At 65.3% G+C, this 13,767-nt stretch carries 10 protein-coding genes; 3 read left to right on the top strand and 7 right to left on the bottom strand.

All coding sequences use genetic code 11. The annotated features are described in order from the left end of the window. Nucleotides 1–151 precede the first annotated feature (151 nt). The 4 genes from PAN31117_RS12295 to PAN31117_RS12280 form a co-directional block, all read right to left on the bottom strand. Complete coding sequence (locus PAN31117_RS12295) at nt 152–1,177, bottom strand: FecR family protein (RefSeq protein WP_217429653.1); 1,026 nt, start codon at nt 1,175–1,177, stop codon at nt 152–154. A gap of 214 nt (nt 1,178–1,391) precedes the next feature. Further along, a complete protein-coding gene (locus tag PAN31117_RS12290) occupies nt 1,392–1,895 on the bottom strand; it encodes an RNA polymerase sigma factor (RefSeq protein ID WP_150738436.1) in 504 nt (167 codons plus the stop codon). Next, nucleotides 1,885–2,691: a secretin and TonB N-terminal domain-containing protein gene (locus tag PAN31117_RS12285; protein WP_150738435.1), complete on the bottom strand. Its 807-nt coding sequence runs from the start codon at nt 2,689–2,691 to the stop codon at nt 1,885–1,887. The genes PAN31117_RS12290 and PAN31117_RS12285 overlap by 11 nt, the downstream gene beginning before the upstream one ends. A 179-nt stretch (nt 2,692–2,870) precedes the next feature. Further along, nucleotides 2,871–4,196 carry a citrate synthase gene (locus tag PAN31117_RS12280; RefSeq protein WP_246189047.1) on the bottom strand — a complete coding sequence of 442 codons (1,326 nt, stop codon included), beginning with the start codon at nt 4,194–4,196 and terminating at the stop codon, nt 2,871–2,873. Nucleotides 4,197–4,398: 202 nt separating this feature from the next. Between PAN31117_RS12280 and PAN31117_RS12275 the strand changes: the two genes are divergently transcribed. The 3 genes from PAN31117_RS12275 to PAN31117_RS12265 all read left to right on the top strand — a co-directional run bounded on the left by PAN31117_RS12275 (nt 4,399) and on the right by PAN31117_RS12265 (nt 7,638). After that, nucleotides 4,399–5,763 carry an MFS transporter gene (locus PAN31117_RS12275; RefSeq protein WP_150738434.1) on the top strand — a complete coding sequence of 455 codons (1,365 nt, stop codon included), beginning with the start codon at nt 4,399–4,401 and terminating at the stop codon, nt 5,761–5,763. A 64-nt stretch (nt 5,764–5,827) separates the two neighbouring features. Then, nucleotides 5,828–6,817, top strand: a complete 990-nt coding sequence (locus PAN31117_RS12270) for a substrate-binding domain-containing protein (RefSeq protein ID WP_150738433.1) — start codon at nt 5,828–5,830, stop codon at nt 6,815–6,817. 59 nt (nt 6,818–6,876) lie between these two features. Next, complete coding sequence (locus PAN31117_RS12265; RefSeq protein WP_150738432.1) at nt 6,877–7,638, top strand: class II aldolase/adducin family protein; 762 nt, start codon at nt 6,877–6,879, stop codon at nt 7,636–7,638. A 99-nt stretch (nt 7,639–7,737) separates the two neighbouring features. Here the strand turns inward: PAN31117_RS12265 and PAN31117_RS12260 are convergent, their stop codons facing one another. From PAN31117_RS12260 to PAN31117_RS12250, 3 genes are all read right to left on the bottom strand, one after another. Further along, nucleotides 7,738–9,186 carry a short-chain fatty acid transporter gene (locus PAN31117_RS12260; RefSeq protein ID WP_150738431.1) on the bottom strand — a complete coding sequence of 483 codons (1,449 nt, stop codon included), beginning with the start codon at nt 9,184–9,186 and terminating at the stop codon, nt 7,738–7,740. 42 nt (nt 9,187–9,228) lie between these two features. Then, nucleotides 9,229–10,173, bottom strand: a complete 945-nt coding sequence (gene lhpI / locus PAN31117_RS12255; protein ID WP_150738430.1) for a bifunctional Delta(1)-pyrroline-2-carboxylate/Delta(1)-piperideine-2-carboxylate reductase — start codon at nt 10,171–10,173, stop codon at nt 9,229–9,231. 73 nt (nt 10,174–10,246) lie between these two features. Next, entirely contained in the window at nt 10,247–13,708 is a 3,462-nt protein-coding gene (locus PAN31117_RS12250) for a molybdopterin-dependent oxidoreductase (protein WP_150738429.1), read from the bottom strand. Nucleotides 13,709–13,767: the final 59 nt, after the last annotated feature.

The following is a 13,767-nucleotide window of genomic DNA, read 5'->3' as shown; positions in this document are numbered from 1 at the left end:
TGGCAATCGGCAATCGGTTAGTGACCGCTGCCATCGCATCGATGCAAGCGGCCTTCCCTTTGATGACGACGCTCATTTCCGAAACCCGCAAAGCCGCACTCGAAATTCTTGCGCCACCGGACCCGTCCCGCACGCACACCTATAACTTCTGCTAGCCGATGACGACCACCCCGCCCGGCAATTGCGTCACACGCGCACCGAGCACTTCCTGTATCTGCGCGAAGACTTCGTCGAGCCGATCGATACGGAATCGCCCGCTCAGGCGGCTCTGCGCGAGGTGGCTGTCGAACACCACCACGCGCCCCGCACGATAGCGGTTGATCTCGCCGATGACATCGGACAGCGGCGTGTCGCGGAAAATCAGCACGCCAGAGCGCCACGCGGTGGCGACGGTCGTGTCGACGGTTGTTGCACGCCCAAGGCGTTGCCCCTGATAGCTCACTTGCTGGAGCGCAGCGAGCTGCACGCTGTTGCCGCCGAGTTCGACGCGTACGTTACCGGACACACATGTCACGCAAACGCGCGTGTCGAGATTGCGCACTTCGAAATTCGCTTGCGTACCGATGGCGCGGCCGTCGCCCGCCGTGACAATGAACGGTGCGGCACTGCGCGAGTTGTCGACGGCGATCTCGCCATCGAGGAGATCGACGCCCCGACGCACGCCTTGCGCCGACGTCGTGCCGAGTTCTCCGTCTTTCTCCGTCAAAGCAATGCTTGTACGCGTATTGAGATTGACGCTCACATCGCTGGTAAGCGCGATCTGTCGCTGCTCACCCGCCGACGTGCGGTAGTCCGCATGCGCGAGCGACGTCATCGCGCCCCAGAGTCCTGCGGGTGCAATCACCGCCGCCCCGACGCCCGCCACGGAAGCCAGCGCACCGCCCAGGAACACGCGCCGCCCCGCGCGCGTGGGACGCCGTGCCTCGGCACGTTCGCGCGCACGCACCACTTCGCCCGCCGGGCCGAGATCGCGCCACAGACGCCGCGCGTCGGCAAACGCCGCGGCATGCGCGGGGCTCGCGTCACACCATTGCTGAAGCGCCTGCGCGTCGGCCACGGTGGCTTCGCCGGACGTGAGGCGTCGCACCCATGCGTGGGCGTCGCGCTGCATACGCAACGCGTCGTGCGAGGCCGGCGCCGTGCCAGAGCCGGTCGAGTTGTCGGGTGATACCTTCATATCGGGTGTGTCTGTCGATCCTCTGCCTGCGGGAACGCTTCTCCGTGGCGTGCGCCCTGAATTCTGCCTTCGATGTGCCCCATGCATCCATGGGTTTGCGGGTCGTCCTGATTACATGACGTTTGCCATCGGCAGAATCCGCAGTTTTTTTGCCATTATTTTCTGTCGCGTCGCATAACCGTCATAAAACCGTGTGGTACGGCGCGTCGAATGTTTACCGTTCGATGTGCTGCGCGCAGAATTCCTGCGCCTTCTTCAACTCCAGTTCGACCAGCCGCAGGGAGATGCCGAAACGCTCTGCGACTTCGCGCTGCGCGAGGCCATCCAGACGCACCGCCAGCAGAATGTCGCGACGGCGCTGCGGCATTTGCTCCAGCACCCGTGCGAGTTCATGCAGGTCGGAATTCGCTTCAGCGATCTGCGCAGGTCCGGGTTCGGGGCTGACGAGATCGAGCATCGTCTCGATCTCGCCGACGCTCAGTCTCCGGTCCTCGGCGCGCTGCTTGTCGATCGCAGCGTGGTACGCCATTCGGTATAGATACGCGCCCGGATTACGCACCGGTTCGATGTTCTCGGTGTTCTCCAGCCGCACCCACGTGTCTTGCAAGGCGTCGCCCGCGAGTTCGGACGACCCGAGCCTGCGCGAGAGCAGCGTCTTGAGTTGCCCGTAACGCTCGACGAGCAGTTCGCGCAACGTCGCGCGGGCGCTATCGGTCATTCCGGCCTCCCGTGCGAGGCGGCTTGTCGGCGGTCACAGCCGTGGGATCGTCGGCGGAACTACAGCCCCAGCTACGTCCCGACGCCTTGGGCAAGATCACGAACGTGAACGGCTGTGCGAGCGACGGCGGTACCGGCTCACCAACGCTCACACCCTGCAGTGCGCCGACAGCGAGCCTGTCGACGGTGCTGTCGCCGCTCGACCCGAGCAGGCTGACCGGCCCGATCCGTCCCGACGCATCGATCCACAAGCGCAGCGCGATACGTCGCGCGCCCTGTGCCAGCACAGGTTGCGCACAGAACGCATCGTGAACCCGCGCCTGTATGAGTCCGAAGTAACGACGCGCCGCATTCGCTTCGATCCGAATGTCGTCGGCGCTGTCGGGCAAACTGCGGCGCAACGGCACCAGCGCGACCGTCTTCGCCCCCGTATAGCGCGCGGCGAGGCCGCTGCCTTCGAGCAGCATGCGCAGCGCCGCACGCGCCGTCATGTCGCCCTGCACCGGTGCAGAGATACGACCGGCGGTCAGCGAACTGTCATACAGGAGTGAAACGTCGGTGCTCGCGCCGTACGATTCCAGCGCGGTCTGAAGGGGTTGTGACGCGATGTCGAAGTGCAACGACGGCTCAGCGGCAAAGTCGCTCGAAGCGCCTGGCGTGGCAGGTGCGACAGGTGTCGCAGCGCCGGGCGCGACATCCGTCGCCCAGGCACGGGCAGAGCAAGCGCAGTAGCAGATCATCGCGATGCACAGTAACAATATCGGCTGCGGCGTGCTTTTCGCTTTGGTTCTGAGCATGTCCGCGCTACTTGGCACACGGCGGCTCCGGGTCGAGGCGGGTGCCGCCGGGCGCGTGCGAATAGGAAATCTGCGCGCAGGCTAGCAGTCCGATATGAATTTTTTGTTACATCCTCAATCCGTCCCGATGCGAAACCGTCTGACATCCGTGCGCTGTGAAGTCCGACAAACGGCGTCGATCACCGGGTGGCGGGCGGGTCAAACGACTCGAAAGTTTCGGCGCTCACCGGTCCCCCGAAGCCGTACTTCGCGCGCGGTCGCAGCATGAACGCCTGCGTGCGCTGCTCCATGACGTGCGCCACCCAGCCCGCCGAACGGCCGATGATCCACATCGCCGTCGACGTGCCGTCCGGCAGTCCCAGCGCACGGGCGAGCGCGACCAGTCCCGTCGCCAACCCGGCATGCGCGTTCACTTCAGTGCGCATACGTTCGAGAAAATCGAGCGTCAGCCGCGTGTTGGTGCGCAATGCGTCGTCGATAGTGGCGTCGTCCGTCTCGCGCATCAACTCACCCGCCATCTGCATCATCAGATCGGCACGTGCATCTCCACCCGGATACAACGGATGATTGAAGCCAAGCAGGCTCGCGCCGTATTCGCGCACCCGACCGATACGCGAGTCGAGCGCATCGAACGGCTCGCACAGCAGCAGCGTCTCGATCTTTTCGGTGCTGGTGCCGGTGGTGAAGCCGATGTGCGAGCCGATGGCCGCCGCAACGCAGCCGAACAGATCCGCATTGGTGGATGCCGCCACGCGCGCCGAAAACGTCGCCGGCGCGAGTTCGTTGTCGGCCAGCACGACCAGTGCGGCATTCATCGCCCGCAGTCGCGCGGGTGTTACCGCGCTGCCCGCTGCGCGTAGCACGTGCGCGGCAACGCTCTCCCCGGTCTCACGTGCGACGAAGCGCTGCTGCGGCCCGAGAAACCCCACACATCCGACCATGCAATGCAGCATCGCGCGGGCCGCCTGCACGGCGGCGCCGTCGGCCAGCTCGAGTGCGCCGCGCCCGTGCATGGCGAGCGCGAACGGCACCATGCCGAGCAGATTGCCGATGTCGGCGCTCGCCACTTCCCCGTCGTACGTCGACAGAAAACGCAGCACGTCGGACGGCGTTTCCTGCATTGGCCATTCGGCAATGCCGTCCTGCCAGATCCCCGTCATCAGCAAATGCACGACCGACTCGAACGACGCCCCGCCGCTGGCCAGATCGATCGCCAGCCGGTTGCGATAGCGCGGACCGTGCGGCGTGATCTGGGTGATGGCCGAATGCAGCACGGGATCGCCGAAGCGCATGGTGGATTCGGCCACCGCGCCGGTCGGCGCGCGCCCGCGCTTGCGCGTGGCCAGACGCTCGACGTCGCGACGCAGATACAGGCTCTTGCGACCGTCCTCATGCGGGCGCGCCCGAATCAATCCCCGGCTCACGTAGGCGTACAACGTGGCCGGTTTGATATCGAGCAACGCCAGGACTTCTTCGCGTGTCATCAGGTCGGTCTGCTGCGTCATCGGTGTCTGCTGCTCCTTCGGTCGCGCTGCGTCGCCCCGTGGCAACGCGTTTGCGGCCCATCATGCCACATTCATATTGACTTTAAAAATCAATATTGATAAACAAAAAATCGCTCAGTAAAGTCGTCTCCTGAACACAGACAAAGACACTGCGAACCGGCGCTCGCCGGTATTCGACAGGTCGCCCATCCGGAGACAACGCATGGCCCATGACCTTCCGCCGCGGCAAACCGAGCGCATCGACGTTCGCGAAGCGCTGCAATCCGCCCCGCTCTCGGCCTTTCACTATCGGCTCGCCACTCTGCTGGCGCTGATCCTGCTGTTTGACGGCTTCGATCTGTACAACGCCGCGTACATCGTTCACGACGTCACCAGGCTGTGGCTTCTGTCGCCGAGCCAGATCGGTGTGCTGCTCTCGTGCGGGCTAGCAGGCTTTGCTGCGGGCTCCGCCGTCTCGGGACCGTTCAGCGACCGCATCGGACGCCGCCGCGTGCTGCTCACCGGCATCTGGCTGTCCGGTGTGATGAGTCTCGCCATCGCGCTCTTCGCCCACGACTTGCGCACGTTCATCGCACTGCGTTTTGTGATGGGAATCTCGCTGGGTTTGCTGATGCCGGTGGCCGTTACGTACATCAATGAAATCGCGCCCAAGCGCAGCGCCAATGTCTTCACTATCGTGTTCTTCTCGTGCGGCTGGATCGGTGGAGCAACCGCCTCCGGCTTCATCGCCGCGTGGCTGATTCCGCAGTACGGATGGCAGAGCATGTATTACGTCGGTGCACTGTCGGTCGTGCTGGCGCTCGCGCTGCAATTCGTGCTGCCCGAGTCGGTGTCGTTTCTCGCGAGTCGTGGCCGTCAGGACGAAGTGCGCGCGCAACTGACCCGCCTGTGGCCCGCGCGTGCAGCCGAGTTTGCGACAGCGACATTCACGTCTCCCAATGCCGGTGTGAAAGCCGGTTCTGTCGCCGCTCTCTTCTCCAGCGAATTCCGCCGTCAGACGATCTGCCTATGGTCGATGGGCGCGCTGTCGCTGTTCTCGTCGTACGGTCTGTCGGGCTGGCTGCCGACAATCATGCTCAAGCGCGGCGAGAACCTCTCGACGAGCTTCGCCTACGGGTCGTTGCTGGTGTTCGCGTCGGCGTTCGGCAGCTTGCTTACCGGCGTGGTCGCTGACCGCATCGGCAACCGTCGGCTCGCCATGTCGCTCGCGTGGCTGTGTGGTGCTGCAGCCATCGGCGTGCTTGCGACGATCACCGGCGGCTCGGTGACGTTCGTGGGCATTGTAGTGGCGGGCATGTTCGTCATCGGCACGCAGACAGTGCTCAACAACCTCGTGGCCGTGAGCTATCCGACCGAGATTCGCAGCACCGGCGTGGGGCTATATCTCGGCATCGCCCGCGTGGGTGCCATGTGCGGTCCGGCCATCGCCGGTGTGCTGCAACAGGCGACGGGCGGCGCGGGCACGATGTTCTTCGTGCTCGGCGCAGCGCTCGTGAGCGCCGCCGCACTCGTGTTCCTCGTCGCACGCCCCGAAAACCTGCCGAAAGCACCGGCCTTCGGTCACTGAAGCGGCTCCCTTCGTGTTCAGGGCGACGTCGTCCTTCGATGCCGCGCCCGATTCGGAATCCCTCATGTCCAGACTCTCGCTGTCACTCGCCATCAACGACTACGACCACGTGCGCGATCTGCTCGACGCTCGCATCGCCGTCACCGGCATCGACCTCGTGCCGTCGGTCTTGCCGGTGGAAGAGATCTTCTATCGCACCACGCATTTTCAGGAATGGGATCTCTCGGAGATGTCGCTCGCGAAGTACGCGTCGCTGCGCTCGCAGGGCGACGACCGGCTGATTGGCCTGCCGGTGTTTCCGTCGCGCGTCTTTCGCTTGTCGTCGCTCTACGTGAATGCAGGCGGCGGCGTGGCGTCGCCCGGCGACTTGCGCGGCAAGCGCATCGGTGTGCCAGAGTGGGCACAGACGGCGTCGGTCTACTCGCGCGGCTGGCTCGCCCACGATCAGGGCGTTGCGCTCACGGAGGTCGAGTGGGTGCAGGGCGGTGTGAATCAGGCGGGACGCCGCGAGAAAGTCGCCGTGCGCGTGCCGGAAGGCGTGCGCTATCGGCCGTCGCCCGACAAGTCGCTCACCGCCCTGCTGCTCGATGGCGAGATCGACGCGATTCTCAGCGCACGTCCGCCTGCACCGCCTGCCGGACGCGAGCACGAAGTCGTGCGTCTACTACCGGACTTCGAGACGGCCGAGCGCGCCTATTTCGAGCGCAGCGGCATCTTCCCGATCATGCATCTGATCGTCATGCGACGCGATGTCTTCACCGCGAATCGCTGGATCGCCAACAACCTCGTCAAAGCGTTCACGCAGGCGAAGGACGCGAGCATCGCCCGTCTCGAAGACATCACGTGCTCGCACTTCCCGCTGCCGTGGATGAGCCAGCGTGCCGCCGAAGCCAAAGCGATGTTCGGCAGCGATCCGTGGCCGTATGGCGTTGCACCCAATCGCGTCACGCTCGACGCCTTCCTGCGATTCGCCTTCGAACAAGGCGTCTGTCATCGCCCGATGCAGGCCGACGATTTGTTTCCTCCCGAGGTGAGCGCCGCCGTGCGGGTTTGACGCCCGCCCTGCACATCGCGCCACCGTCCGACTATCGACACTCATTGCAAAACACCACTATGCAAGCCACTACCCCCTACACACCGGCGATCACCGAACACGACGCTGCGTCCATCGCGCAACTGCGCGAAGACCTTGTTGCCGCCAACCACATCCTTGCGCATCACGAAGTGCTCGACGGCTTCGGGCATGTGAGCGTGCGCGACCCGCGCAATGCGGCGCACTTTCTGATCGCGCAATCGATGGCGCCCGAGCTGGTCACGCCGGACGACATTCTCACGCTCGACCTCGATTGCCAGCCGGTCGACGGTGACACGCGCAAGCGTTATCTCGAGACATGGATTCACAGCGAGATCTATCGCGCGCGCCCGGACGTCAAGGCCATCGTGCATAGCCATTCGCCGTCGGTGATTCCGTTTGCTGCATCGTCGGTGCGACTGCGTCCCGTCTATCACATGGCCGGTTTTCTCGGCAGCGGCGCGCCGGTGTTCGACATCCGTCATTGCTTCGGCTGCACGGACATGCTCGTGCGCAACGGCGAGCAAGGCAAAGCGCTCGCGGACACGTTGGGCGAGGCGGACGTCGCGCTCATGCGCGGACATGGCTTCGTAGCGACCGCCCCCACGCTGCCCGCTGCCGTCTATCGCGCGATCTACACCGAATTGAACGCCGGTATGCAATCGACTGCCATCGCGCTCGGTGGCGAGGTGACCTATCTCGACGAAGAGGAAGGCCGCCGCTCCACGGAAACCAATCTCGGCGTGATGGAGCGTCCGTGGACGTTGTGGAAACGTCAGGCCGCCGCTTTGCGCGGTGACTGAAGCGAGGCGGTCTGTCACGGGCTATGGGAAAACAAAGCGCCTCCCGACATCCCGGGGAGGCGCCTTGATCGGAAGCGCGTATGCCCACGCTTGGGCGCGTTACGGCATGACCGGCGGGTGATACGTCAGCGTCTGCGCCAGCAACCAAAGCATGACGATGACCACCGGGAAGTGCACAAGCAACTGCGTGAACGTGTAGCCCACCACGTCGCGGGCACGCAGGCCGAGCACGCCCAGCAGCGGCAGCATCCAGAACGGGTTGATCAGGTTCGGCAGCGCTTCAGCCGCGTTATACACCGTCACGGCCCAGCCAAGGTGCACGTGCAGATCGTTGGCGGCTTGCATGACGTACGGCGCCTCGATGATCCACTTGCCGCCGCCCGACGGCACGAAGAAGCCCAGCACGGCCGAGTACACGCCCATCACGCCGGGGAACGACTCCTGCGACGAGATCGCCACGAAAAAGCTCGACAGATGGTGCGAGAGCGTCTGCCCGTCAAGTCCGGGTGCCTTCGTGAGCAGGTAGGCGATGCCGCCGTATAGCGGGAACTGAATCAGCACGCCCGCCACCGATGGCACCGACTTGGCAATGGCGTCGAGGAACCGGCGCGGACGCCAGTTCAGCAACATCCCCAGCATCAGGAACAGGAAGTTATACGTGTTCAGGTTCGAGATAGCGAGCAGCGGGTCCTTGGTCGTGAACTCATGCCCGATCCACAACGCACCGAGCGCCACGATCAGCACCGTCACGAACGGGCTGTATTCGAGCCAGTCGCCGGGACGCTGCGGACGCACGTACGGCTTCGACGTGTCGTCGAGCGACACGCCGAGATCGGCGGCCACCTTCGCACGCGCATCGCGCGGCGCGGAGTAGTACGCGAGGATCACCGAGACGACCGTCAGTACGGCGGCAATCGCCATCGACTGCGGCAGGAAAATCGTGTCCGAGAACGGAATGACGCCGGTGATCTCGACGAGCGCCTTGGGCAGACTCGCCGGATTCGCCTGCAACTGCGCGGCCGACGAACTCAGGCCCAGCGCCCACGTCGCCCCCATGCCCAGATACGCCGCCGCACCGCCCGCCCGGTAATCCATGCGGATGTCGTCGCGTCGTGCAATCGCGCGCACCAGCAGGCCGCTGAACACGAGACTGATGGCCCAGTTGAACAAGGAGAGCACGATACTCACGAACGCCACATACGCAACAGCGCTGCGACCGCTGCGCGGCACCGCCGCCATCTTGCGAATCAGCACGGCCGCCGGCGGCGAGACCGCCACCACATAACCCGAGATGGCGACGATGGCCATCTGCATCGTGAACGGGATCAGGCTCCAGAAGCCGTCGCCGAACGCGACGCCGACCTTGACCGCAGGCACCCCGATGGCAAGCGCCCCGCCCGCACACACGATGACGGCGAGTGCGGCGAACAGATAGGCGTCAGGAAACCAGCGCTCGGACCAGCGTGTGACCGATGCCGCCAGACGTTCGAGGAGTCCGCCGTCGTGCGGTGCCTCCGTCGTGCTCGATAGTGAAGTTCCCGGTTTCATTTCCTGCGTTCCCCTTGCTTGATGTGGCTTGAATTGGATGGGTCAGGTGCCCTGCGTCGCTCGCCAGACCAGCATGGCGGCAGCAAGGTCTTCCAGTGCGGTGCCCACGGCCTTGAACACCGTGCGCTCGTCTTGCGTGCTGCGGCGAATGCGCCCCTCGCGGCACAGATCGGCCAGCGTGCCGCGTACGTCCTCTTTCGTGAAAACGCCGCGCGCCATCGGTCCGAGCAACTCGCCAGACTTCACCAGCGCTTCCTCCGTGTCGACGAACAGCGTCGCACCGGCGAAGCAGGCGTCGTCCGCCTCGCGCATCTGCGGCGTGAAGCTACCGATCAGATCCAGATGCACGCCCGGTTTGAGCCATTCGGCTTGCACGACCGGCTCGGTCGCAAGCGTGGCGCACGTCACGACGTCGGCATTCGCCACGGCGTCTTTGGCGGTCGCGCTCACCTGCGCCTCGAAGCCCTGCTCGCGCAGGCCGTCGACCACCCGGGCAGCGGCTTGCGCATCACGGTCCCACACGCTCACGTATGTAATCGGGCGCACCGTACGATGCGCGGGCGGCACCAGCGAGCCGACGCGTCCCGCGCCCAGCAGCGCGAGATGCGACGCGTCTTCGCGTGCCAGATAGGCCGCCCCCAGCGCCGACGCAGCAGCCGTGCGGCGCGACGTGATCTCGTTGCCATCCATCTGCGCGAGCGGCACCCCGGTCGCCGCGTCGTACAGCAAATAGGTCGAATGAAGTCCCGGCACGCTGCGCTGGGCGTTGGCCGGCGCGATGTTGACCGTCTTGATGCCGAGGAAACCACCCGGCTGCCATGCGGGCATGATCAGCACGGTCACAGACGCGCCCGTTGCCGGATCGGGAATCACGTGAGTGTGGCGCAGCGGCACTTCGCATCCCTCCACGAACATGGCGTTCAGTGCGTCGAGCAGCGGGCCAAACGCGAGGGTGTCGCGGGTGGTGGCGGCGTCGATGATTTTCATGGATTGCGTCCTCTTCAGAATTGGGGGGATGAAATTCGGATAAATCTGACGTCGATCTCAGGCGTCGCGGGCTTCAAGCGTCGATCACGACCGCTTCGCGCGGTATGGCCTGACACGCCAGACACATGCCCGGCTCGTCGAGCGCAACGTCGCCCATGTGATCGACCTCGCCTTCCAGCACCCGCACGGCGCAGCTTTCGCACTGTCCGACGCGACACCCGCTCGGCAGCGACAGGCCCAGCGACTCGGCGAACGACAGCAGGCTGCCGTGCGACGGTGTCCACACCGCCTGACGGCCCGAGCGGGCGAACGTGACGGGCCACGCAGCATCGGCATCGACGCGCGGCGCGGCCGGGGAGCGGAACGCTTCCTTGAACATGTCGAACGCCGGGACGCCACGTGCGGCCAGCCCGCCCATCACCGCCACCATCATCGGCTCGGGACCGCAGAGATAAACGCGGGCGCGGCGGGTGATCAGGTCGTCGGACACGACCGTCGCCGACAATCGTTCGGCCGACGCATAGTCGCGCCCGAGGACATCGACATCGCGCGGGGCGTCGTAGTAGTTGACGATATGCACGTCGGGCAACCGCTGCGCCAGCACCGCCAGACGATCGCGAAACGCGTGCGTCGCGCCGTTCCGGTTGGCGTAGTGCAGCCAGACTTCCGGCGTCTGCGCCAGTCCGCGCTCGACTTGTTCGGCCAGCGATTCCAGATAGCAGAGGAATGGCGTGATGCCGATACCACCGGCAAAGCAGATCACCGGCTGACGGCTTTGCAGCGGCATGACGAAGCGCCCCGACGGTGCGCCGAGTTCGATCACGTCGCCCACGCGCGCGCCGGTGTTTAGCCAACTGGAGACCACGCCCGCGAAGGACTCGCCGCTGGCGGTGCGCCCCTGCTGATGACGCACGGCAATGCGATAGCCGCGTCGCGCGGACTCATTGGCGGGCCCGGTCAGCGAGTAAGCGCGTGTGACGGGCTTCGCGTGACCGGGGATCGGCACGCGTACGGTGACGTGCTGTCCGGCGAGATAGTCCGGCAGGCCCACGTCATCCAGCGGTTCGAAAGCGATGGCGCGCACGCCGTCGGCAGCTGCATCGAGTTCGCTGATGCGAAAGCGTGCGAGGCCTTCCCACGGGCGACGTGCGGGATCGCTGGCGGCGTCGCGCGTCACGTCGCAGCGCAGTGAGCGCAACGGCGACGAACCGCTGATCGGGTCGATGTCCCGCGTCGTGACCAGCGCGTTGTAGTTGCTCGACTGCTCGCCCGTCATCGTGAAGCCGCGACGTCCGACGCTGTCGCATGCCTGCCACCAACCATACTCGGCGAGCAGCACGTCTTCGCCGACACCCGCGTCGAATGCCGCACGAAAACGCGCAACGCCCGCGGGCGTCGTCACGCGCACCCAGTCGCCTTCGGCGATCTGCTTGCGCTGCGCCAGTGCGGGGTGCAGATGCACCAACGGGTCCGGCGCGCGCATGCGCAGACTGGCCAGTCCGCGATGCTGGCTATGGCAGTAGTAACCGTTCTTCGTCGAGCCCAGCAGCAGCGGGAAACGACGCGCTTCGTCGTCGGTGAGTGCATGCGACGTAACGTGCACCGGCACCGGCGGATAGCCGTGACGCAATAGAAGCTCGGAATACAGTTCGACGCGGCGCGTCTCAGTCGCGAAGCCGCGTACGCCGCCGGATTCGCTACGCGCGTACTTGCGTTCGTATTGCGGCTGAGCACGCGAAATGCCCTCGGGATGCGCGCGCAATGTCTGCACATCCAGCCCTGTCGGCGCGAGTTGATGATTCCATCCCGCTTCCAGGCTGCCGCCGAAAAACGCGTCTCCCATGCCCAGCCGCACTGCGAGATCGAACACGATGTCGTTGTCGCTGCGCGACTCGCCACGCGGGGACACCATGCGCTGACGCAACTGAATCAGCGCGTCGGCCTGATCGTCGATCTCGAAGCCGGGACGAAGGCCCTCGCGCTCCCACGGCGTATTCACCGGCAGCACGATGTCGGCGTAGCGCGACGACGGCGTTTCGAACAGATCGCAATGGACGTGGAATTCGAGCGTTTCGAGCGCGGCACGCGCCATCTCGTAGTCGGCCTGCGACGCCAGCACGTTCGTGCCGAAGCAGAACAAGGCGCGAACGCGATACGGCTCACCTTCAAGGATGGCGCGATAGGTGTCGCGTGCCGTCACCCACCCACGTGCAGGCGGCCCCAGCGGACGCGCGTCGATACCCAGCGCCTTCGCCTGTTGTTCGGGACTCAGGAGGTCGTGCTGTGCGACTGCGTTCACCGGCTGACGCGTCATCACCCGGTTGCCACCCCGTCGGTCGAAGCTGCCAGTGAGCGCGTAGAGCACCGCGATGGCGCGCTCGATTTGCGTAGCATTCGCGTGCTGAGCGACGCCTGACCACGCGTGATACGCAACGCGTTGCGTGCCGTCGAAGAGCGCAGCGGCCGCGTCGAGTTGTTCGGGCGACACGCCGCACAGTTCGCTGACGGTCGCCGGATCGTACGGGGCAAGGCCTTCGCAGAGCAGATCGAAGGACGGGCGGCAGATGATGCGCGCGCCGTCGCGGCCATCGACGGTGAACTCGCCGCGCAGGGCCACTCGGCTGGCGACGTCGCGCGTCAACGAATGGGTCGTGTCGTAGCTTTGGGCGGCGGCGGCCGCTTCGTCCCAGATGACGAAGGCGTCCGGAGACGCGTCCGACCCAAGCGTCGCCAAATCCTGCGCCCGCAGAAAGTGCCCGTTGTCATTGCGCACGAGCAAGGGCGCGTTGGTCCAGCGACGCACGAAGGTCTCGTCGAAACGGTTGTCGTCGATCAGCCGGCGTGCGAGTCCCAGCGCGAGCGCCGCGTCCGTACCGGGACGCACCGGCAGCCAGGCATCGGCCGCAGCGGCCAGCGGCGTCTCACGCGGATCGACCACCAGCAGACGCGCGCCACGCGTGCGGCCGCGTCCGATCGCGTTCGCCTGACTCAGCCACGTGCTCGTCGGGTTATGCCCCCAGAGCATGATCACGTCCGCCTGCGAATAGTCGGCCGTCGGCATGCCACAACCGAACGTGAATGCGTGTGCGAAGTCCTTGTGCCAGTTGCAGATCTCCGTCGCGTAGACGGTGTTGGGACTGCCGAAGCCCCGGATGAAGCGCTCGATCCAGTCGATGCTGTCCGACAGCGGCGTGCCGCTCGGTGTGGTGACGCCGAAGGCGACAGAGTGCGCCCCGCTCTCTCGACGGATGTCGCCCAGACGCGCGGCAATTTCGGTCAGTGCCTCGTCCCACGAAATGCGTTCCCAGCACGGATCGTCGGCCCCTTTGGGTGCCGTGCGGCGCAACGGCGTGGTCAGGCGATCCGGGTGATGCACCAACTCCGGTGCAGCCTTGCCCTTGCGGCACATGGCCGCGCCGTTCGGGTGCGACGGATCGGGCTCGACCGCGATCAGCGCATCGTTTTCCACGCGATTGAGTGTGCCGCAGCGGGACCTGCAAAGCGTGCAGAACCCGGGCTTGACCTCCTGAACCATGTCCCGTGCATCTCATATATGAAGCGATGTTCCGATGCTATACAGGGGACAGTTTTATT

It is taken from the genome of Pandoraea anapnoica, from assembly GCF_902459765.1.
In the GTDB taxonomy this organism is placed as follows: domain Bacteria; phylum Pseudomonadota; class Gammaproteobacteria; order Burkholderiales; family Burkholderiaceae; genus Pandoraea; species Pandoraea anapnoica.
This window is presented reverse-complemented; position numbering and strand designations above follow the sequence as displayed.

What these genes read in the sequence shown, in the direction of transcription:
- PAN31117_RS12295 (WP_217429653.1), bottom strand. Translation starts at nt 1,177, where the DNA reads ATGAAGGTATCACCCGACAACTCGACCGGCTCTGGCACGGCGCCGGCC.
- PAN31117_RS12290 (WP_150738436.1), bottom strand. Translation starts at nt 1,895, where the DNA reads ATGACCGATAGCGCCCGCGCGACGTTGCGCGAACTGCTCGTCGAGCGT.
- PAN31117_RS12285 (WP_150738435.1), bottom strand. Translation starts at nt 2,691, where the DNA reads ATGCTCAGAACCAAAGCGAAAAGCACGCCGCAGCCGATATTGTTACTG.
- PAN31117_RS12280 (WP_246189047.1), bottom strand. Translation starts at nt 4,196, where the DNA reads ATGACGCAGCAGACCGACCTGATGACACGCGAAGAAGTCCTGGCGTTG.
- PAN31117_RS12275 (WP_150738434.1), top strand. Translation starts at nt 4,399, where the DNA reads ATGGCCCATGACCTTCCGCCGCGGCAAACCGAGCGCATCGACGTTCGC.
- PAN31117_RS12270 (WP_150738433.1), top strand. Translation starts at nt 5,828, where the DNA reads ATGTCCAGACTCTCGCTGTCACTCGCCATCAACGACTACGACCACGTG.
- PAN31117_RS12265 (WP_150738432.1), top strand. Translation starts at nt 6,877, where the DNA reads ATGCAAGCCACTACCCCCTACACACCGGCGATCACCGAACACGACGCT.
- PAN31117_RS12260 (WP_150738431.1), bottom strand. Translation starts at nt 9,186, where the DNA reads ATGAAACCGGGAACTTCACTATCGAGCACGACGGAGGCACCGCACGAC.
- lhpI (WP_150738430.1), bottom strand. Translation starts at nt 10,173, where the DNA reads ATGAAAATCATCGACGCCGCCACCACCCGCGACACCCTCGCGTTTGGC.
- PAN31117_RS12250 (WP_150738429.1), bottom strand. Translation starts at nt 13,708, where the DNA reads ATGGTTCAGGAGGTCAAGCCCGGGTTCTGCACGCTTTGCAGGTCCCGC.